At 53.8% G+C, this 20,579-nt stretch carries 18 protein-coding genes and 1 pseudogene; 5 read left to right on the forward strand and 14 right to left on the reverse strand.

Annotated elements, in window-relative coordinates:
• Positions 1-4: 4 nt before the first annotated feature.
• The 10 genes and pseudogenes from EDM58_RS18660 to EDM58_RS18700 form a co-directional block, all read right to left on the reverse strand.
• Complete coding sequence (locus EDM58_RS18660) at positions 5-973, reverse strand: ABC transporter ATP-binding protein (protein WP_122914659.1); 969 nt, start codon at positions 971-973, stop codon at positions 5-7.
• 3 nt (positions 974-976) lie between these two features.
• Entirely contained in the window at positions 977-1,972 is a 996-nt protein-coding gene (locus tag EDM58_RS18665; protein WP_122914660.1) for an ABC transporter ATP-binding protein, read from the reverse strand.
• 49 nt (positions 1,973-2,021) lie between these two features.
• Entirely contained in the window at positions 2,022-2,909 is an 888-nt protein-coding gene (locus EDM58_RS18670) for an ABC transporter permease (protein ID WP_122914661.1), read from the reverse strand.
• A gap of 6 nt (positions 2,910-2,915) precedes the next feature.
• On the reverse strand, positions 2,916-3,653 hold the full coding sequence (locus EDM58_RS18675; protein WP_342769039.1) for an ABC transporter permease: 738 nt from the start codon (positions 3,651-3,653) through the stop codon (positions 2,916-2,918).
• A 55-nt stretch (positions 3,654-3,708) separates the two neighbouring features.
• A pseudogene (locus tag EDM58_RS26485) lies at positions 3,709-3,927 on the reverse strand (hypothetical protein); the annotation flags it as partial.
• The gene (locus EDM58_RS18680) at positions 3,900-5,351 is read right to left on the reverse strand and encodes an aldehyde dehydrogenase family protein (RefSeq protein WP_122914662.1); all 1,452 of its coding nucleotides are present in this window, start codon (positions 5,349-5,351) and stop codon (positions 3,900-3,902) included. The gene EDM58_RS18680 and the pseudogene EDM58_RS26485, both read right to left, overlap by 28 nt.
• 33 nt (positions 5,352-5,384) lie before the next feature.
• A complete protein-coding gene (locus EDM58_RS18685) occupies positions 5,385-6,830 on the reverse strand; it encodes an aminotransferase family protein (RefSeq protein ID WP_246000869.1) in 1,446 nt (481 codons plus the stop codon).
• Positions 6,751-7,941 carry a thiolase family protein gene (locus EDM58_RS18690; protein WP_122914663.1) on the reverse strand — a complete coding sequence of 397 codons (1,191 nt, stop codon included), beginning with the start codon at positions 7,939-7,941 and terminating at the stop codon, positions 6,751-6,753. Before EDM58_RS18690 ends, EDM58_RS18685 begins: the two co-directional genes overlap by 80 nt.
• 173 nt (positions 7,942-8,114) lie before the next feature.
• Positions 8,115-8,441: a DUF3870 domain-containing protein gene (locus EDM58_RS18695; protein ID WP_023557796.1), complete on the reverse strand. Its 327-nt coding sequence runs from the start codon at positions 8,439-8,441 to the stop codon at positions 8,115-8,117.
• A gap of 134 nt (positions 8,442-8,575) precedes the next feature.
• A complete protein-coding gene (locus EDM58_RS18700) occupies positions 8,576-9,208 on the reverse strand; it encodes a hypothetical protein (RefSeq protein WP_122914664.1) in 633 nt (210 codons plus the stop codon).
• 170 nt (positions 9,209-9,378) lie between these two features.
• Here EDM58_RS18700 and moaD point away from each other — a divergent pair, with 170 nt between their 5' ends.
• Both moaD and EDM58_RS18710 read left to right on the forward strand, forming a co-directional pair.
• Positions 9,379-10,083: a molybdopterin converting factor subunit 1 gene (gene moaD / locus EDM58_RS18705; protein ID WP_122914665.1), complete on the forward strand. Its 705-nt coding sequence runs from the start codon at positions 9,379-9,381 to the stop codon at positions 10,081-10,083.
• 3 nt (positions 10,084-10,086) lie between these two features.
• Positions 10,087-11,112 (forward strand): ThiF family adenylyltransferase, encoded by a 1,026-nt coding sequence (locus tag EDM58_RS18710; protein ID WP_122914666.1) that lies wholly within the window; start codon positions 10,087-10,089, stop codon positions 11,110-11,112.
• Positions 11,113-11,187: 75 nt separating this feature from the next.
• On the opposite strand, the gene EDM58_RS18715 is transcribed toward EDM58_RS18710, so the two are convergent.
• From EDM58_RS18715 to EDM58_RS18725, 3 genes are read right to left on the reverse strand one after another with little or no spacing between them, the layout of a single operon-like run.
• Positions 11,188-12,258: a sensor histidine kinase gene (locus EDM58_RS18715; protein ID WP_122914667.1), complete on the reverse strand. Its 1,071-nt coding sequence runs from the start codon at positions 12,256-12,258 to the stop codon at positions 11,188-11,190.
• Complete coding sequence (locus EDM58_RS18720) at positions 12,255-12,929, reverse strand: response regulator transcription factor (RefSeq protein ID WP_122914668.1); 675 nt, start codon at positions 12,927-12,929, stop codon at positions 12,255-12,257. Before EDM58_RS18720 ends, EDM58_RS18715 begins: the two co-directional genes overlap by 4 nt.
• Positions 12,907-14,691 carry an ABC transporter ATP-binding protein gene (locus EDM58_RS18725; RefSeq protein WP_122914669.1) on the reverse strand — a complete coding sequence of 595 codons (1,785 nt, stop codon included), beginning with the start codon at positions 14,689-14,691 and terminating at the stop codon, positions 12,907-12,909. Before EDM58_RS18725 ends, EDM58_RS18720 begins: the two co-directional genes overlap by 23 nt.
• Positions 14,692-14,990: 299 nt before the next feature.
• On the opposite strand from EDM58_RS18725, the gene acnA reads away from it, so the two are divergent.
• Complete coding sequence (acnA, locus tag EDM58_RS18730; RefSeq protein ID WP_122914670.1) at positions 14,991-17,720, forward strand: aconitate hydratase AcnA; 2,730 nt, start codon at positions 14,991-14,993, stop codon at positions 17,718-17,720.
• Between the two features lie 92 nt (positions 17,721-17,812).
• On the opposite strand, the gene EDM58_RS18735 is transcribed toward acnA, so the two are convergent.
• Entirely contained in the window at positions 17,813-18,724 is a 912-nt protein-coding gene (locus EDM58_RS18735) for a DMT family transporter (protein ID WP_122914671.1), read from the reverse strand.
• A gap of 123 nt (positions 18,725-18,847) precedes the next feature.
• Between EDM58_RS18735 and EDM58_RS18740 the strand changes: the two genes are divergently transcribed.
• A complete protein-coding gene (locus EDM58_RS18740) occupies positions 18,848-19,171 on the forward strand; it encodes a DUF3892 domain-containing protein (protein ID WP_122914672.1) in 324 nt (107 codons plus the stop codon).
• A 121-nt stretch (positions 19,172-19,292) separates the two neighbouring features.
• The gene (locus EDM58_RS18745) at positions 19,293-20,426 is read left to right on the forward strand and encodes a glycosyltransferase family protein (RefSeq protein ID WP_122914673.1); all 1,134 of its coding nucleotides are present in this window, start codon (positions 19,293-19,295) and stop codon (positions 20,424-20,426) included.
• The last annotated feature ends 153 nt before the right edge of the window (positions 20,427-20,579 follow it).

Raw genomic sequence — 20,579 nt, forward strand, 5'->3', positions numbered from 1 at the left:
TCCTTTATTGGATGAGATGGCAAGCAACCGCATGACCGTTGGATTCGATCAGGGGTGGAACAGTCTTTTTGCACGCTTCCTCCGCGTAAGGACAGCGCGTATGGAACTTGCAGCCCTGCGGCGGGTTCGCCGGATTGGGAATTTCGCCTGCGAGGGTGATGCGCTCCCGTTTTTTCCGGGGGTGTTCCGCCGGGATTGACGAGAGCAATGTGCGCGTATAGGGATGCTGCGGATTGGTGAACAGCTCCTCTGCGGTCGCCAGCTCGACGATATTCCCCAGGTACATCACGGCGATCCGGTGGCTGATGTGCTTGACGACACTCAGGTCATGCGCGATAAACAGCAGAGAAATTCCTGTTTCTTCCTGCAATTCCTCAAGCAGATTGATGATCTGGGACTGAATCGATACGTCCAAGGCGGATACCGGTTCATCACAGACGATCAGCTTGGGATTTAAGGCCAAAGCGCGGGCAATTCCGATCCTCTGTCGCTGTCCGCCGCTGAACTGATGGGGATAACGCTCGGCGTGCATGGGATTGAGCCCCACCTTTTGCAGCAGTTCAGATGCTTTTTCTCTCCGTTCGTGCTTGGTCAATTCCGTATGGATGCAGTACGGCTCTTCGAGAATATCCCCAATTTTCTGACGCGGATTGAGAGAGGAGAACGGGTCCTGGAAGATCATCTGCACCTCTCGCTTGAAGGCCAGCTTTTCTTTGGCACTCATGGTGGAGATCCCTTTCTTGCCAAACTGGATCTCCCCTGCGGTGGCTTGCAAAAGCTGCACGATGACCCGTCCCAAGGTACTCTTTCCACAGCCGCTCTCTCCGACCAGGCCGAAGGTTTCACCGGGATAGACCTGAAAACTGACCCCATCCACCGCTTTGACATTTCCTGTCTGTCTGCGCAGCAAACCCTGTTTGATCGGGTAGTATTTTTTTACGTCATGCAGTTCCAACAATGGTGTTTTGTCCACTTTTTACACACCTCCTTGCTTGGCGATGACCTGATCGCTGTGCCAGCACTTGACGCGATGTCCCGGCGCAAGCTCCTGGATCGGCGGCTCTTTTTCCTGGCACAACGAGGTGGCATACGAGCAACGGGGATGAAAGCGGCACCCCTTCGGCATATCTCGCTGCAGCGGCACACTGCCCGGAATCGAATACAGCTTCACCTTTTTGCCGCTGATCTTGGGGATGGAGCGCAAAAGACCTTCGGTGTACGGATGCGCCGTTTGATCAAACAGCACTTCCGTCGGGGCTTCCTCCACGATCTGGCCCGCGTACATGACCATCACGCGGTCACAAGTCTCTGCTACCACGCCCATATCGTGCGTGATCATGATGATGGCCGAGCCAAATGTCTGCCGCAGGTCGTTGAGCAGATCCAGAATTTGCGCCTGGACCGTCACATCCAGGGCCGTCGTCGGTTCGTCGGCGATGATCAGCTGCGGATTGCAGGCCAAGGCCATCGCGATCATGACACGCTGCCGCATGCCCCCCGACAGCTGATGCGGATACTCGTGGTATCTCAGCTCCGGATTGGAGATGCCTACGCGGCGCAAGAGTTCAATCGAGCGCTCTTTTGCCTCATTCGCCGCGATCTTCTGATGGAATTGCATCGCTTCGTCGATCTGGCTGCCGACGGTAAAGGCCGGATCAAGCGAGCTCATCGGGTCTTGAAAGATCATCGACATGCTGTTGCCGCGGATCGAACGCAGGTAGTCAGGAGACTCCGCAAGCAGGTTTTTCTCCTGAAACCAGATTTCTCCGCCGATCTGTTTCGCGGGTGGAGACGGGATCAGTCCCATGATCGCCATCGAGCTGACGCTTTTTCCGCAGCCGCTCTCTCCGACCAAACCGACAGTCTCCCCTTTGTTCACATGAAAATCGACGCTGCTGACCACTTCGACCGGTCCGTCCGGGGTGTGGAATTGAACCGTCAACCCTTTTACATCCAACAATCTGCTATTCATGTGTGCATCATCACCTCTGCTCGTAGAATCGTCTGTTCATAGGGATTGGCTATTTCATGCGAGGGTCCAGGTAGTCACGCAGTCCATCCCCCAAAAGATTCAAACCCAGGACCGTAACAGCGATGGCCACACCCGGAAAAACGGTGATCCAGGGTGCTTCCAGCATGTACTGGCGACCGTCGTACAAAATGTTTCCCCAGCTTGGCTCCGGCTGCGGTACCCCGAGCCCGATAAAGCTGAGCGAAGCCTCTGCCAGAATCGCGTAGGCGAAGTAGGTCGTCATCTGGATCAGCAGAGGCGACAAGCAATTGGGCAGGATGTGCTTGAAAAGGATGCGGATATGGGAGCCTCCCATCACCTGTATCGCCTCTACGTATTCCTTGTTTTTTACCGACAAAACGGTTCCCCGCACAAGTCTGGCGAACAAAGGCGCGTACACAACAGCCAGCGCCACAATGATATTGCCCATGTTGTTCCCGAGAGCCGCCATCAGCGCAATTGCAAACAAGATCGGCGGGAAGGACATCAAACCATCCACGATCCGCATCAGGACGTTATCGACCCATCGGCCGTAATAGCCGGAAATCAAGCCGATTACGATGCCGATCGCCGCGGAAATCGTCACAGCAGACACGGAGATGGCGATGGAGACCTGCGCCCCCATCAAGACGCGGCTGAAAATGTCTCGCCCAAATTCATCCGTCCCGAAAAGATGCGTAGCGGAGGGATTGGCGATGCGATTCCCGTAATCGACATCCTCCACGGGATCAAACGGCGCCAAAAGAGGAGCCAAAATTGCGATCAGGATGACAAAACAGACGATGGCAAGGCCGAAGACGGCTGTCTTGCGAATGGAGAAAACCTTCCAGAAGGCACGCATCTGTTCGGCAAACTGGCCCTTTTTCTCTGCTTCTTTCGTAATCTCTACATATTCCAAGCTTTCTCACCCCTCGTTGTAGTCAATTTTGGGATCGAAGTACGCATACAGCAGGTCTACGACCAGACTGATCAAGACGTAAATCACGGCCACGCACAGAATCACGCCTTGGATGACAGGGTAATCCCGGTTGAAGACGGACTGGACCAACAGCTGCCCGATGCCCGGGATGCTGAAAATCGTCTCGACGACCACCGTTCCGCCAAGCAGAAGACCGAAGTTGATTCCAATAATCGTAATAATCGGGATCATGGAGTTTTTCAGTGCGTGCTTGAGGATAACGACCTTTTCCGTCCCGCCTTTGGCACGGATGGTACAAATGTAATCCTGCTTCAGCACTTCCAGCATGCTCGAGCGGGTCATGCGCGTGACGATTCCCGCTTGCAAAAAGCCGAGTGCAAATGCCGGCAGGGCGAGATGCTCCAGATGCTTCCAGAGATTTTGCGTCACATCGACGTAGCCCGTAGAGGGGAACCAGCCCAAATGAAGCGAAAAGGTCATGATGAGCAGAAGTCCCGCCCAAAAGTTGGGGACCGAAACCCCGATCAAAGCGATCAGCATGGCTCCGTAATCCCAGCGGGTGTTGTGCCGAACGGCCGAGATGATGCCCAGTGGAATTGCGATCACGACGGAGATGAGGAGCGCGTACATGATCAGCGCCATGGTGGCCGGCAGACGCTCCCAGAGCAAGGTCAGCACCTCTTTGTCGGAGACCAGGGAGTGGCCTAAATCGCCGGACAGCATATGCCCCAAGCCAATTGAAAAATTGTTCTGCCAGCGGTTTGTTCAAACCGAGTTGTTCCTGCAGCTCAGCCAGCTGCTGGGGAGTCGCTTCGGCCCCCAGCATGACGGCAGCAGGGTCTCCCGGTACCAGGTGAACCAACAGAAAGACCACGATGGATACAACCAAAAGTACCGGAATCATTGAAAATAATCGTTTGATGACGTAGTTTGCCATGTTTGTTTTCTGCCTCCTTTCCCATGCACGGGCTAGACATTCGTGTAAATCGTCTTCCATTCTGTCATGGTGTCAAAAGCGTGGTGGGAGACCTCGCGATGACCATTTCCGGACATTTTCATTCCGCCAAACGGAGCTCCCGTCTCCGAGCTGGACGTGCCGCTGTTGATGTAGACAAGACCGGATTCCAGCTCCCTCATCGCTCGTCCTGCATAATGCAGGCTGTTGGTGTAGATGGCGCTGGACAGACCGTATTCCGTGTTGTTGTTGATCGCAACCGCCTCTTCAAAATTTTTCGCCCCGAGAATTGCCAGCACCGGACCGAAGACCTCCTCTTTGGCGATGCGATCCGTTGGACGAACGTTGGTGATCACAGTCGGGGCGTAAAAATACCCTGAATGCTCCAAACGCTCTGCTCCCGTCAGCACGATGCCACCTTGAGCTTGTGCGATTTCTACATAACGCTCGACAGTATCCAGCTGGCTGCGCGTAGCCAGTGGCCCCATCTCAACTCCTGGCTGCAGGCCATCACCGACCGTGATGCTTTTAGTCAGTGCAACGACGCGGCGCTCCAGTTCTTCGCGGATGGATTCTTCGGCGATGACGCGGCTTGCTGCCGTACATCGCTGCCCTGCTGTCGTGAATGCCGCTTTCACGATCCCCTCCGCGGCCTTGTCCAGATCAGCATCAGCCAAAACGATCACACCGTTTTTACCGCCTAGCTCCAATGAGACCCGCTTCAGCGTCCGGCTTCCTTTTTCTGCCAAGCGAATTCCTACTGCCGTAGAGCCAGTAAAGGAGATGACCTTGACATCTGGATGTTCCACCAGCGCCTCCCCTACTTGGCTGCCCGACCCCAGAACAAGGTTGAGGACACCTGGAGGAAGTCCGGCTAACGCGAACAGCTCCGTAAAGGCACAGGCAGATAGAGCTACGTTGGACGCCGGCTTCCAGACGACCGTATTGCCTGCGATCAAGGCCGCAAATATCTTGTAGGCGGCAAGGGCGATGGGGAAGTTCCAAGGCGTGATACAGGCGACGACTCCAATCGGCTCACGGATGGTCATCGCCATTCGCTCACTGGCAGATGTCGGGATGGTTTCGCCGAACAGCCTGCGCCCCTCGCCCGCCATATACCTACAAGCCGCGATCGTCGCATCCAGCTCGCTTCGTGATTCGCCCAGCACCTTGCCCATCTCGATGGTCATGGTTCGGGCAATCGCCTCTTTGCGGGAAGCCAGCAGATCCGATAAGGTGTACAGAATCTCGGCACGATGCGGTGCAGGTATTCTGCGCCAGGCTTGAAACGCCTCATGGGCGGACGAGACGGCTTCATCGACTTCTCGTTCCCCCGACATCCGGCAGGTTGCGATCACCTCCTGCGTAGCCGGGTTGATGCTTTCAAAGCATGAATCTGTCTTCGGCATGCGCCAGTCGCCATTCACAAAGTTTCCTTTGTAAACAGGGCTTTGCACCTTGCTCATCCTCTCAACCTCCCTTTCTTCCACTCCGTATCCCTACTGCAAGGAGGAGGCGCGAATCTGCTCTTCCCACATGGTGACGGCTTCATCCAGGATCTGCACCAGCTCATCCACCTCAGCCCGCGTAATCGTGAGCGGCGGTGCTACCAGCAGATGGTTGCCCAGAATTCCGTCTACCGTTCCCGTACCGGGATAAAAGACTGCTCCTCGCTCCATCGCCGCTTGATTGAGCCGCTCCGCCATGTCGAGACCCGGAGGAAAATGCAGATCCTTTTCCCGATCGAGCAGGAGCTCGAATCCGAGCAAGAGCCCTTTCCCCCGCACTTCCCCCATCATCGCGTGACGGCTTTGCAGTTCCTGCAAACGTTGGAACAGGTAGGCACCCTGTTCAGTCCCATTCTCCCGTACGCGTTTTTCCCGATAGTAGCGGACCGCAGCCAAGCCTGCCGCGATAGATACCGGATGGCCGCTGAAGGTGTACCCGTGTACAAACCGGCCGTTGCCGTACTGAATCAGGCTGTCGACCAGCTTGTCGGAGACGACCATGCCGGCCAGTGGAGCGTAACCGCCTGATACCCCCTTGCCAAAAGTCAGAATGTCCGGCTCCACGCCAAAATGCTCGATGGCAAAATTCGTACCCGTCCGTCCGAAACCAGTCATCACTTCATCGACGATCATGACGACCTCGTAGCGATCACAGATCTCCCGGATGCGGCGCAGATAGCCTTCTGGCGGGACGACTGCCCCTTGCTGGCTCCCGACGATGGGCTCGCAGATGAAGCACGAGATATTTTCGGGACCCAGTTCGCGGATCAGCCGTTCCAGGTCGTCTGCACAGGCCAACGTGCTGTCCTTTTGACAGGTCTCCGCTGTTTTTCCGTATGGACAGCGCTTACAATACGGCGAATAAATATGTCGGGCGTGATTGAGCATCGGAGTGTACATCTTGCGCCTTTTGATATCTCCTCCGGCAGACAGGGAGGCCATGGTATTGCCGTGGTAGCTTTGCCAGCGGCCAATCGCGATGTGCTTGCCCGGTTGTCCACGGTCCGCATGATACTGTCTGGCGAGCTTGATCGCACTCTCATTGGCCTCCGATCCACCCGATGTAAAGTAAACTCGATTGAGGGTCGAGGGTGCCAACTCCCCGATCTCCTTCGCCAGCTCCTGCAAAACCTCTGTTTCAAAGCGGAGCGTATGGACGAAGCCCGCCTTCATTGCCTGATGTGCCATCGCCTCCGCGATTTCTCCGACCCCGTGACCCAGATTGGCAGCCACAGCTCCGGATGAAGCGTCCAGGTATCTCTTGCCTTGCGAATCGTACAGATAGACACCCTCACCGTGCGTGATGAGCGGATGCTTTTTGTAAAATCGCGATGAAACACGTAATCCTTTACCTGCTTTACTCCTCCCATTTTTCCACCACCATTGCCATGCCCTGACCACCCGCAATGCAGAGTGTGCCGAGCCCGTATTTTGCATCTCTCTTGCGCATTTCGTGAACCAGTGTCACCAGGATCCGCGCTCCCGAGCAGCCCAGTGGATGTCCCAGGGCGATCGCGCCACCGTTGACATTTACCCGCTCCTCCGTAATCCCCCACTCTTTGAGAACAGCGAGGCTTTGTGCGGCAAAGGCTTCATTCAGCTCGATCAGTTCCATGTCGCCAAGCTCCAGACCCGCCATGGCAAGGGCCTTTTGACTGGCCGGAACCGGTCCTATCCCCATCTCTTTGGGGGATACACCCGCAGCGGCAAAGGAACGAATTCTCGCTAGCGGCGTCAGCCCCAATGCGAGCGCCCTCTCTTCCTTCATCATCAAAAGCATCGCGGCTCCGTCATTTCTGCCGGAAGAATTGCCTGCGGTGACGGTTCCACCCTCGCGAAAGACTGGTGCCAGCTTCGCCAGTTTTTCCAGCGTGGTTTCACGAGGATGCTCGTCTACCGCGAAGAGGCGTGTTCCCAGTTTTCCTTCCTGTATCTCCACCGGCACGATCTCGTCCGTGAAAGCATGCGTCTGGATCGCCCGTCTGGCCTTCTGCTGGCTTTGCAGGGCGTAGGCATCCTGCTCCTCGCGCGAAATGGCGTACTTTTCAGCCAGCCATTCCGCCGTCTCGCCCATCGTAAAATGCCCATAGCGGGATTGCGGCTGCGAGCGCGGCTGACTCTCGGTGTTGGAATCATAGAGAGTGAGATCACCCGGCTGGATGCCGAAGCGGTTCCCAACAAAGTAATAGGGAGCTTGCGACATGCTCTCCACTCCTCCAGCCAGCACGATCTGGGACTGCCCCATCGCGATCGACTGGTAGGCGTTGGCGACTGCCTGCATCCCTGATCCGCATTGGCGGTGTACCGTGTAGCCTGTGACGCTCTCTGGAAAGATTGCCTTCAATGCGCTCACGCGGGCGATGTTGGGGGTGTGTGCGCTTTGCTTGGTTTGGCCGACAATTACCTCGTCAACCAGGTCAGGAGTGAGACCGGATAAGGAGAGATTGTTGTTGATGACGAGTGCGAGCAAATCCTCTGGCGGGACGGTGGCTAATGCGCCTCCGAATCTCCCGATGGGGGTACGTAGTGCATTGACGATGACAACCATTTCTTCACCTCGATTGGTTATTGGGGACCTTGTGGAAAAACGAAAAAACCGAGCTCATGGCAAACAGACCTTCCAGGAATGAGTGTTCATTCCCAAGAGTCAATGCCGAGCTCGGTTTTGATGAGAACATGGAAAGAGGTTGTCTTCCCACTTCAAAAAAACCAATCCATATGCTATTTTTGCTTCTCCAAAAGGTCCCAGTATCGTTGTACGGCTGATTGCAAAGCGACGATGATCGCCTGCTGGGACGGAGCAAAGTAGTGGCTTTGAATGCGCTGAATCAACGGCTCCAAGCCATGATCGAGCTGGTAGCCGATCAGCAGCCTCTCAAAAAAGTTTTTGGTCAAGGCAGCCACAAAGGTAAATTCCACTCCAACAATCTTGTGCGAGATAAGGTCGACCTCCAAAACAATACCCGCATGCTTGTATACCTCATACATGGAAGTACCTTGGGGAGCCTTGGAATAGCCTGTGACTAGAACTGTATTCAATTCCTCCATGGTGCACGTCCCTTATCTTTTTTCAATTAGGAACATTATAAAAATACCGAATATTTCTTGTCAATCATGTAACCTGATTTTTTTTTTAGAATTTCTTAAATTGTACTCTATTTTGTAAACTTGCGATCGTCTCGTCAATTGCCTTCTTTTCTCGCGTATTTGCCAAACCCCACCTGATCTACCTCGTGCACACCGAGATGATGCAAGATGTAAATACCGTCCTTTTCTCTCTGCATCGTCGCGAACTTGGCATTCATCCCGGACCAGCCCTCTGTACCGTTTTTGGGGTAGGTGTCAGCCGCAAAAAGTTGCGCATTTTCCTTGCTGCTCCAAAGGGTAACGGTACGCCCCTTGACCTCGGGCAGCTGGTTCAGGATGCGCAGTATGTAGAGCTTTTGCAGATCCGTGTTGCGAGGTACTTCCTCGCGATAAACCGGTGAGTACACGACCGTTTTCTCCTCATCGTCGGCGATGATCTCAAATGGAAAATCCTCATCATCCCCATTCAGGACTTGCGAGACAAACCGCTGGTATTGATGCAAATGCTTCTCGGTCTCCTCCAACTCTTTTTGCAGGCCTTCCTGCTCCCCTACGTTTGCCTTCACCTTCATGGACAATGTAGCAATCTGCTGCTGCAATTGCTGGTTTTCTTTTTCTGCATCGAGGGTTTTTTTAGCATGTTCGTCCTGGATCGATGTCAGGCTGAACCACATTACCCCTGCTGCAGCCACACACCCTGCGAACAATCCGAGAAAAAATTGTTTCATGTCTGATCCCCCTTGAAAACGTCCCTGCGACTTTTCTCTTTCCATAGAGTATGACGTAATGAAGCGAAAGAAGGATACCTGCCTGTCCGCGCATTGGCATCTCCCACTAAGTATGGTATCTTCAAGCCATAGAGAATGGTGCTACTAACTACGGGAAGCGAGGAGTTACTTTGACGATTACGATCTTGTTGTTTGCCGGACTTGCCGAACGAGCCAACCAGCGAGAGATTCAGCTTACCCTGCCTGAACAGGCGACGGTGCGTGATTTGTTGCAGGCAGCAGCCGAACAGTATCCCGCCCTCTCTCCCCTGCTCGGCAGTTGTTTTGTCTCTCTCAATCACGAATATGCGGCACCCGATCACGTCATTCAAGCAAGTGACGAGATTGCCCTCCTGCCCCCTGTCAGCGGCGGAGAAGAGCCCTTGTTTTCGATTACAACGGAGCCGCTCAGCGCAGACAAGCTGATCCGTCTGGTGAGCAATCCGCATGCTGGCGCGGTCCTTACCTTTGTCGGAACCGTGCGTGAATTTACACATGGACAGCGTACGGTCTATCTTTCATATGAAGCTTACGCCCCCATGGCTGTTGAAAAAATGAAGCAGATCGCCGCCGAGATCGACGAGCGCTGGCCCGGTGCGCGGGTAGCGATGCAGCATCGCATCGGAGATCTGCAAATCGAAGAAATCGCCGTGATCGTCGCGGTTGCCACACCGCACCGCAACGAATCCTTTGAAGCAGGCCGCTACGCCATCGAAAGGCTAAAGCAAATCGTTCCCATCTGGAAGAAAGAGATGTGGGAGGATGGCAGCGAGTGGAAAGGACATCAACAAGGTCCGTGGAACCCGCTGGCGACCTACGATAAAGGGGGGGAGTAACACGTGGACACGCGATATTCCCGTCAAATCCTGTTCGCCCCGATCGGACGGGCAGGCCAGGAAAAACTGCGTCAAAGCCGGGTAGCCATCGTCGGGATGGGCGCGCTGGGGACCGTCTTGTCCAACCATATGGTGCGGGCCGGGGTAGGTTTTGTGCGACTGATCGACCGCGATTTTGTAGAGCCGAGCAATCTGCAGCGGCAGATGCTGTACGATGAAGCAGACGCTGCCGACCATATGCCCAAGGCGATTGCGGCACACGCCAAGCTCTCCCGCATCAATTCCGAGGTTGCCATCGAGCCGATTGTTGCCGACCTGACCGCTTTCAATGCAGAGCAGTGGCTGACAGACGTGGACCTCGTGCTGGATGCGACAGATAATTTTCAGGTTCGCTACCTCGTGAATGACGTCTGCGTCAAACACGGGATTCCCTGGGTCTACGGCGGAGCAGTGAGCGCGACCGGAACCTTTACCACAATTCGCCCGGGTGTCACTCCCTGCCTGCGCTGTCTGTTCCCGGAAGCACCGCGTCCAGGCGAGATGGCGACTTGTGATACAGCAGGCGTGATTGGACCGATCATCCATATCATCGCTTCGTATCAGGCGACAGAAGCGTTCAAAATCCTGATTGGAGCGGAAGAAGCCTTCAACCCCAATCTGGAGCATTTCGACATCTGGCACAACCATCATCAGCAGATCAAGGTCGCCCATGCGCGGCACGCGAATTGTCCTTGCTGCGGTCAGCGGGAATTTTCCTTTTTGAATCCAGACACCCAGGACGGACAAGCCGTATCGCTATGCGGGCGAGATACCGTGCAAATCTCGCCTCTCGACAGCATGTCGCTCGATCTGGACGCACTTGCCAGCCGGCTTGAAGCATTGGGGCAGGTGGAGCGCAACAAGTTTTTGCTGCGGTTCCACGTCGCTCCCCATACGCTGGTCGTATTCCCGGACGGCCGGGTGCTCGTGCAAGGAACGGATGACGTCAGCCAAGCCAGGACTCTCCACGCCAAATATATTGGCGCATAAAAACAGGGTGATCTCTGCCGTCAGTTGCCGACGGCGAGATCGCCCTTCTTTGCTTGATTCGCTGGTTATATTCTGTCATGGCTCCACTCTTTTCACCACATCGGGCAGCGTAACGGTAAATGTCGTTCCTTCACCCAGCTGGCTTGACACAGCAATCGTGCCATGGTGCAGATCGATGATTTTCTTCACGATGGAAAGCCCCAGCCCGCTTCCTCCGCCTCCGATGCGGGTTCGCGACTTGTCTGCCTTGAAAAATCGCTCGAAAATGCGCTCCTGATCCTCTTTGGCAATTCCGATGCCCGTATCGGTTATGCGTACAATCACATCTTGTTCTTGGCGATGCATCTGAATCCCCAGTCTTCCGCCTTGCGAGGAAAACTTGATGCCGTTGCTGATCAGGTTGTTCCAGACCTGGCTCAGCATCTCCTCATCGGCGACGATCTCCACCTTCTCCAAGGCGATATCCAAGTCTAAGTCCTTTTCCAGCCATTGCGGCTCACACGCCAGAATAATGCGGCGCAATTGCTGATCCAGGCTGTAGGCCTTGCGCTCGACGGGATGATGCTTTCCCTCCAGCGACGTCAGTTTGAGCAAATTGTCGCTGATCTTGGACAGTCGTGCGCTCTCCGCCTCAATGATTTCGAGATAATGCAGTTGTTCCTCGCGAGTGAGATTGTCATTTTGCAATGCCCTGGCAAAGCCGCTGATCGAGGTCAAAGGAGACTGGATCTCATGGGAAACATTCGAGATAAACTCCTGACGCAATTTCTCCATCTCCCCCAGCTGTTCTGCCATGTGGTTGATGCCATCGACCAGCTCGCCCCAATGACGGTCCATTTTCACATCGAGGTTGACGCTGAAATCCCCTTTGGCGATTCTGCGCAGCGCATCGATCAGCATGCGAAAGAGATCGAGATGACGCCTTGGAAACAGCCTGGAGGCCAGAAACATCACCCCCAGGAAGATGAAAAATCCGAGAAAGCTTTGGATCAACGCCAGGGAAAAGTCAGTAGCCTCGGGCCATATTTTGGGGTACAAAGCTGACGTAATGCCATAGGCCGCCGACCAACAGCCGGCCAGCAGGATCAAAAAGGCAAGGATGCCGAGCAACCTGACAACGTAGCGCCACCCACGCCACGTTTTCATGGAAGCACCTCCAAACGATAGCCGAGACCGCGAACCGTTCGGATCAAAAAGCCGTATTCCTCAGCAGGGAACCGCTCGCGCAACCGATTGATATGCACATCCACGGTACGCTCATTTCCTTCAAAATCATACCCCCAGATTTGTTCAATCAATTGCTCGCGGGAGAGCGTTTTTCCCGAATAGCCGGCCAGCATAAACAGCAGCTCAAATTCTTTGAGCGGGATCGTCAACAGTTTGTCGTCCTTCGTGATTTCGAATGTTTGCCGATTTATTTGCAAACTGCCGACCTGCACGATATGGGAAGCAGCGATGCGGTACCGCTTCAGCAATGCCTTGACCCGGACCACCAGCTCCGCAGGCTCGAACGGCTTGACGAGATAATCGTCGGTGCCAAGCTCAAAGCCTTTGATCTTCTGTGACGTCTCCCCCTTCGCCGTCAGCATCAGCAGCGGGATGTCGTACATCTTGCGCAGCTCACGGCATAGTTCCCAGCCATCCATGTTGGGCATCATGATGTCGAGGACAACCAGATCAGCAGGGGTGTGTTCCAGTCGGGCGAGAGCCTCCTGACCATCCGCCGCTTCCACGATGTCAAAGCCTTCCCGCTGTAAAAAGACTCGGACCAGCTCGCGAATATACGGATCATCGTCAACCACCATGATTTTTGCCAACGGGTTGCACCTCCTTCACACGCAATTGTTGGGTAGCAAATTCACGGTACATCGCATGGGTAGAATACAGTTCAGCGTGCGTACCTCTGCCGGTAATTTTTCCCTTTTCCATAAAAAGAATCTGATCAGCATCCACAACGGTAGAGAGGCGATGGGCGATGACGAGCGTAGTGCGTCCCTTCATGAGATTGGCGAGCGCCTGCTGGACGATCCATTCCGATGTGCTGTCCAGACTGGAGGTCGCTTCATCCAACATGAGAATTTGCGGATCTCGCAGCAAAGCGCGAGCGATGCCGATGCGCTGGCGCTGCCCTCCAGACAGCTTGACGCCCCTCTCTCCTACCTGTGTTTCATACGCATCAGGAAATTCCTCGATAAACTCGTCTGCATAGGCCATGGCAGCCGCCTGCTTCAGCTCTTCCTCGCTGATCTCACGTGACAGGCCATAGCAAATATTTTCCCGAATCGTCCCGGCGATCAGCGGGCTCTCCTGCGATACATACCCAATCTTGCTGCGCCAGGACGCCAGTGTAAAGTTGTGGATCGCTTCGTCACCCAGACGAATCTCGCCGCTTTGTGGCTGGTAATAGCGTTCGAGCAAGGAAAACATGGTCGTTTTTCCGCTTCCGCTCGGTCCGACTATCGCAGTGACCTTCCCGGGATCAATCGTGAAGCTGACATCGTCCAGAATCCTTTCTCCGTCCTCTTCGTAAGCAAAGCTGATATGCTCCACATAGATGGGCAGCTCCATATTCTCCACGTTTTTCCCGGAAGCATGGTCTTCCTCTTCGGTTCCCAATGTAACGATGATTCGCTCCGTCGCTCCCATCGCCTTTTGCAATTGGGTAAAAAAGTGCGTGAATTGCCCCAGCGGCATGATAATCTGGACGAGATATAAAATGAAGGCGACCAATTCCCCGGCCGTCAGTGCACCAGTGGACACGCGCATGCCGCCGTAGCCCATGATCACGACCAAAAGCACCATGATGATGAAGGACATCAACGGCCCGATCATCGCTTGGACTCTGCCTTCCCTGACCCCGAAGCGGAACAGGTTGTCGATGCCTTTTTTTCCGTTCCCATACTCTAACGGCTCGGCATTGGAGGATTTGACCAGACGAATCTCGGAGAGCACCTGACTCATGATCGCGGTAAAGCTGGCCGTCTCATCCTGCAAGCCTTTGGAGATCCGATACATCTGACGCCCCAGGGGAAGCAGGATAGCGAATGAGATAGGAACAGCAATCAGGATCACCAGCGTCATCTGCCAGTCGAGGTAAAAGAGGGTTGCCAGTGAACCGATAATAGCAATCACACCGGTAAAGAAGTTGGACAAATGCTCGGAAATCAGACTTTTGACGACACCGGTATCATTGGTCATCCGGCTGATGGTGTCCCCCGTCTGGTGATTGTCATAGTAAGAGACCGGCAGCACCAGCAGCTTTTTCCACAGCCGATCCCTTAATGCTGCTACGATGCTTTGCCCGACATGATTGAGCAAATAGATCGAAATCCCTCCGGCTACGGCTTGCGCGATAAAGGCGAGAGCCAGAAGCGCGATTTGCCCCCTGCTGATGTCCGAAATCGTGAAGCTATCCACGAGATCTCGGGTAAAGAGAGGAATCACCAGGCTGACCAAGGTCGTGGCGACACTGAGGAACAATGCGAAGCCGATTTTCAGCTTGGAAGGCTTCGTCTCTTTTATTAATTGAAAGAACGGGCGCCAGCTTGCCTTTGTTCGATCCGTTTTATCTGTTTTCATAAAAAATCCTCCCTGTTTCAAGATTGCTGTCCCCATTCGGCAGGAGAGCAGCGTTCTTCTCTTTGCAAAAGAAAAAATACCGCATGAATGTAAACAGAATATAAACGGAATAATACGGGAGATTGGGTCATTTTTTTATTTTACCTTGTTCTTATTTGTTCTCAGATTATTTTTGTATATAAATGATTAATTTGGGGTAGAAGACGGGAGCCAAATCGAGTATAATAGGTTCGTAATTAATAAACGAAACTTAGTTTCATCAGATGAAACCCCAAGTTGACCAAGGGAGGTTGTATACATTGTCTAACAAAGATGCTTACAAAGTGAAATCTTCCCTTCAAGTAGGCGGCAAGTCTTTTGCATACTATCGCCTGCAAGGGTTGGAAGAACAAGGCGTCGGGGAAGTTTCCAAGCTGCCGTTCTCCATTAAAGTTCTGCTCGAGGCTGCCGTTCGCCAATTCGACGGCCGCGCGATCACCAAGGAGCACGTGCAACAACTGGCCAACTGGACAAAAGGCCGCGACGCAAACCAAGAAGTACCTCTCGCTCCTGCACGTATCGTTCTGCAAGACTTCACCGGTGTGCCGGCTGTCGTTGACCTGGCAGCAATGCGCATTGCGATGAAACGCGCTGGCGGAGATCCAAAACGAATCAATCCGCTGGTTCCAGTAGATCTGGTAATCGACCACTCCGTCATGGTTGACGACTTCGGCAACCCATTGGCGTTGGAAAACAATATGAAACTGGAATTCGAACGCAACCAAGAGCGCTATCGCTTCCTGCGTTGGGCGCAAACTGCGTTTGACAATTTCCGTGCCGTTCCTCCTGCTACCGGTATCGTTCACCAGGTAAACCTGGAGTATCTGGCAACTGTAGTCGCTACTCGCGAAGTAGACGGCGAACTGGTCGCATTCCCTGATTCCCTCGTAGGTACTGACTCCCACACCACCATGATCAACGGTCTTGGCGTACTCGGCTGGGGTGTCGGCGGCATCGAGGCTGAAGCAGGAATGCTCGGACAACCGCTCTATTTCGTAACACCTGAAGTAGTTGGTTTCAAACTGACCGGCACTCTGAGCCCTGGTGCTACTGCAACTGACCTGGCTCTGACTGTAACCCAAATGCTGCGCAAAAAAGGCGTGGTTGGGAAATTCGTAGAATTCTACGGTCCTGGCCTGTCCAACATCTCGCTGGCTGACCGCGCGACTGTAGCCAACATGGCACCTGAGTACGGCGCAACTATGGGCTTCTTCCCAGTAGATGCGGAAACACTCAACTACCTGCGCCAAACAGGCCGTGAAGAAGACTTGATCTCCCTGGTAGAAGCATACACCAAAGAACAAGGCCTCTTCCGTACAGACGATACGCCAGACCCAGTATTCTCCGAAACACTGGAACTGGATCTGTCCACTGTCGTACCTAGCTTGGCTGGTCCAAAACGCCCGCAAGACCGCGTAGAGCTGACTGCGATGAAGCAAAGCTTCAACGACAGCCTGCGTACGCCAATCGAAAAAGGCGGCTTTGGCCTCTCCGATGAGAAAATCGCAGCGGAAGCTCCTGTCGTCTATCCAAACGGCGAAAAAGCTACGCTGAAAACCGGTTCTGTAGTAATCGCAGCGATTACTTCCTGTACCAATACATCAAACCCAAGCGTAATGCTGGGCGCTGGTATCCTGGCGAAAAAAGCAGTGGAGAAAGGCCTGAAAAAGCCTGCTTTCGTGAAAAGCTCCCTGGCTCCAGGTTCCCGTGTCGTAACCCAATACCTGATCGACGCAGGTCTGATGGATTCTCTGAATGCACTCGGATTCAACGTAGTCGGTTATGGTTGCACCACTTGCATCGGTAACTCCGGTCCATTGCCAGAGGTTACAAGCAAAGCGATTGCTGACGAAGATCTGACTGTAGCAGCCGTTCTCTCTGGTAACCGCAACTTCGAAGGCCGTATCCATGCACAGGTAAAAGCGAACTACCTCGCTTCTCCTCCATTGGTTATCGCCTATGCCCTGGCTGGTACTGTAAACATCGATCTGCAAAACGAGCCGCTCGGCGAAGGCAAAGACGGTCAACCTGTTTACCTGAAAGACATCTGGCCAACTCCTGAAGAAATCGCAGCTGCGATGGACAAAGCGATGAACCCTGACCTGTTCCGCGCTGAGTACGGTCAAGTCTTCACACAAAACGAAGCATGGAACAAAATCGACGCTCCAACTGGCGATCTGTACGAGTGGGATGAAAACTCCACCTACATCCAGGAGCCTCCATTCTTCCAAAACCTGCAAGGTGATGTAGGTCATATCGCGGACATCAAGGCAGCAAGCCCAATCGCCCTGTTCGGTGATTCCGTAACAACAGACCACATCTCCCCAGCAGGAAACATCGCGCCAACAAGTCCTGCAGGTCTCTACCTGCAATCCAAAGGCGTAGAACGCAAGGACTTCAACTCCTACGGCGCTCGTCGCGGTAGCCATGATGTCATGATGCGCGGTACTTTCGCCAACATCCGCATCCGCAACCAAGTGGCTCCAGGAACAGAAGGCGGCGTAACCAAATACCTGCCATCCGGTGAAGTTATGTCCATCTATGATGCTTCCATGAAGTATCAAGCAGACGGTACTCCACTTGTGGTACTCGCAGGTAAAGAGTACGGTACTGGTTCTTCCCGTGACTGGGCAGCGAAAGGTACCTTCCTCTTGGGCATCAAAGCTGTCATTGCAGAAAGCTTCGAGCGTATCCACCGTTCCAACCTGGTCGGTATGGGCGTACTGCCGCTGCAATTCGCTGACGGCCAAAGCTGGAAGTCCCTCGGCATCGACGGAACCGAATCCTTCAGCATCGAAGGTCTGTCTGACGATGTTCAACCGGGACAGCGCGTAACCGTAACAGCTACACGCAAAGACGGCAGCACACTGCAATTCGATGTGATCGTTCGTCTCGACTCCATGGTAGACGTCGATTACTACCGCAATGGCGGTATCCTGCAAACCGTCCTGCGTCAACTGCTGGACGAAGGCAAAAAGGTAAACGCGTAAAACCTAGTTTTTCAAATACGTCTGCAACAGCACCCACCCATATAAAAGAGGCAGGCATCGTCTACGTGCGATGGCCTGCCTCTTTTGCTTGTTCATTTTCCAATCTCGACGCTGACGCCGCTCTTCCTTTTGCCGCTCACAATCCCCGATGCGACCGTAACCCCCAGGAAGACCAGCAGACCTCCCCAGATTTGCGATGCGGTGATGCTCTCTCCCAGCAGGATACTGATGATGGCGGTAAAGACGGGGATCAGATTGAGGGTAATACCGGCTTTGTTCGCTCCAAGAGCACGAACCGACGTATTCCAGAAGACGAAGGAAAAAATGGACGGAAACAACACGATGTAGAAGAAGCCTGTGATCGCAAGCGGCTGCATCGTTGTCAGGTCCACGCCCTCCCAGATGGCAAACGGCAGCATCATCAGGACGGCAAGTACCGTAGAGGACGCTGTGGCGGTAATAGGTGCCACCCCTTTTACCCTTCGCCCGATAATGGAATAAAACGTCCAGACCAGTACTGCCCCGATCGCCAGAATATCTCCGCGATTGTACTCGATATGCAGGAGCTGCCCGAGATTGCCTCTCGTCAGTATTACGATCACCCCGAGCAAAGAAACGAAAAACCCGACTCCCTGCAAGCCTGTGATTTTCTCTCGCAGCAAGAAAAAGGAGAACAGCACGATAACGCCCGGATTGAGGGCAGCCACTAAAGCTGCATTGGTCGCTGACGTGTATTCCAACGCCGAGTACAAAAACAGGTTATAGCCAATTACTCCGAAAAGGCTCATGAGAAGCAGCGGCAGCCATTGCCTGGCCACCTGCTTTGCGTCCGGCTTCTCCATCAGGATGGCAAGCGGGATCAATACGACCAGCGCCAGCACCCACCGCGCAAAGGTGAGCCACAGCGGGCTCAACACGGTCACGATGTATTTGCCAAACACAAAATTCCCAGCCCAAAACAAATTACAGAAGAACAACAGCCACCAGGCTCGGTGTTTCCCCAACCACTACACTCCTTCCCGCTTCCCCAACGCTTGTCTTCTCTCATTTTTATTAATATTCCAACTTTACTCGAAGCGCATGGCTGCTGTAAAGAGGAGCCATCCTATCACGGAGGAGGGATTGGAATGGAACGACAGGATTTCGAAAAGATTTACGAGGCTTATAAAACCGATGGCGAGCGCAGAGCAGTCGTGGAACAAGGAATGATTGAGGATCAAGCAAGCCCGGGCCAGGAACGGATCGTCGCCGTGCGCAAAAACGAGGATGGCGATCTGATCGCCTTTCAAACGCATACCGGACGCCAGCTGGACTATGTCACAGCCCTGCAGGAAGCAAAAGCAGGGAAGCTCGCCCACGTCGATGTGTTTCACAAATACGGGCGTGATATTTTGCGCAGCGAGCCTGACGGGATCAAAGAAAACAACCTGGACAATTTGCCGGAATTTTAGTGTCAGCAGACCTATGCAAAGCAGGTGCTCCTTGCCAAAGAGACGCCTGCTTTTTGTTTTCCTCACTCCTCTCACCTCTCCCCCATATCATGGTGAAGAGCCCTGTGAAGGAGAGAATCACGTGAGAATCTGTTTTTTCTGCAATCTCATCGAGTTCAAGCCCAAGGGAAATGTCCTGCAGTTCTTCATTATGCTGCGAGCGCTCGACCGAAAGCTCGGGCAGCTCAACAGCCGTGAACGGAAGCGTTACGCTTTCGACTGCGTTCTTCCCTTTTCGTTTCGCAATGGAACAGGCGGATTCCATTTTTCCCATGTCCGCTTCCACCAATCGGATGATCCGACCCAAACCATCCTCTCACTCGATCGGAAAAACAAGTATGACTTCATTTTTGTGCGCGGCCGCAACGATGCGCACAAGCTGCTGCAGCATAAGGAATCACTGTCGCAAAAGCTGCTGTATTTGGCCACCCAGTACAATCTGCAGGATCCGTACATCATGGGGCGGACCGACTATCTCTTCCGCAACAGTCGGATGGTTTTTTTTCAGACGGAGCCCAATGCGGAGCGCTACCGCCGCTATCAGCTAAACAAGGGAAGCTACTCGGAGCAGGAGCTAACCCGCAAGATCCAGGTATTGCCGCAGTTCGTCGAGCCGAGCCGTCACCCCCTGAAAATGCGCCGGGAGGATAAGCCGCTTCATCTGATCATGGCCGGAGTGATCCGCCCGCGCTATGGACTGGCCGTTGCCGCAAAAGCCATCCAACTGATCCGCAAACATTCCCCCAAAGCTCGTCTGCGTGTGCTCTACCCGTCGATCGTCGGGACATACAGGAAGCGCGCCCAGCAATTGCTGCGCATGCCCGGCGTCTCTGACCACGGGCAAAAATCGATGTGGGAAACCAAAGAGATGATCGTGGACAGCGGGATCGGCCTCGCGCTTCTTTACGACCGGACCAACGACCAGAACCCCTCCCATTCGTACCTATCCCGCATCCTGGAGTACATGGCTCTCGGCGTCCCCGTCCTGACAACGCGCACAGTCGGCAATCTTGCATTGCTGGGAGAAGACTACCCGCTGTTCGTTGAATATGCGTTTGACATCCAGGAAAAATACATGCGCCTATGCGATCCTCAATACTACGAGGAGATGAGTCAATATGTAAAGGAGCGAGGCAAGCGTTTTCTCGCAGAACATGCAGTGGAGCCGCTATGGGACGCCCTGCACCGGGAATACAGGTTGGGAACAAAGAAATAAAGAAAACCAAAAAAGCCATCACTGGCATCGATCGCCTGGGACTGACCCCCGTCCGTAGGACAGGGATCAAAACACCTTAGCCAATTAAGCAGCCAGTTGCCGATATTGAATCGGTGACTGGTTGTTTAGTTTCGTTTGAATGCGAATTGAGTT

This window comes from Brevibacillus panacihumi (assembly GCF_003710985.1).
Classification (GTDB): Bacteria; Bacillota; Bacilli; order Brevibacillales; family Brevibacillaceae; genus Brevibacillus; species Brevibacillus panacihumi.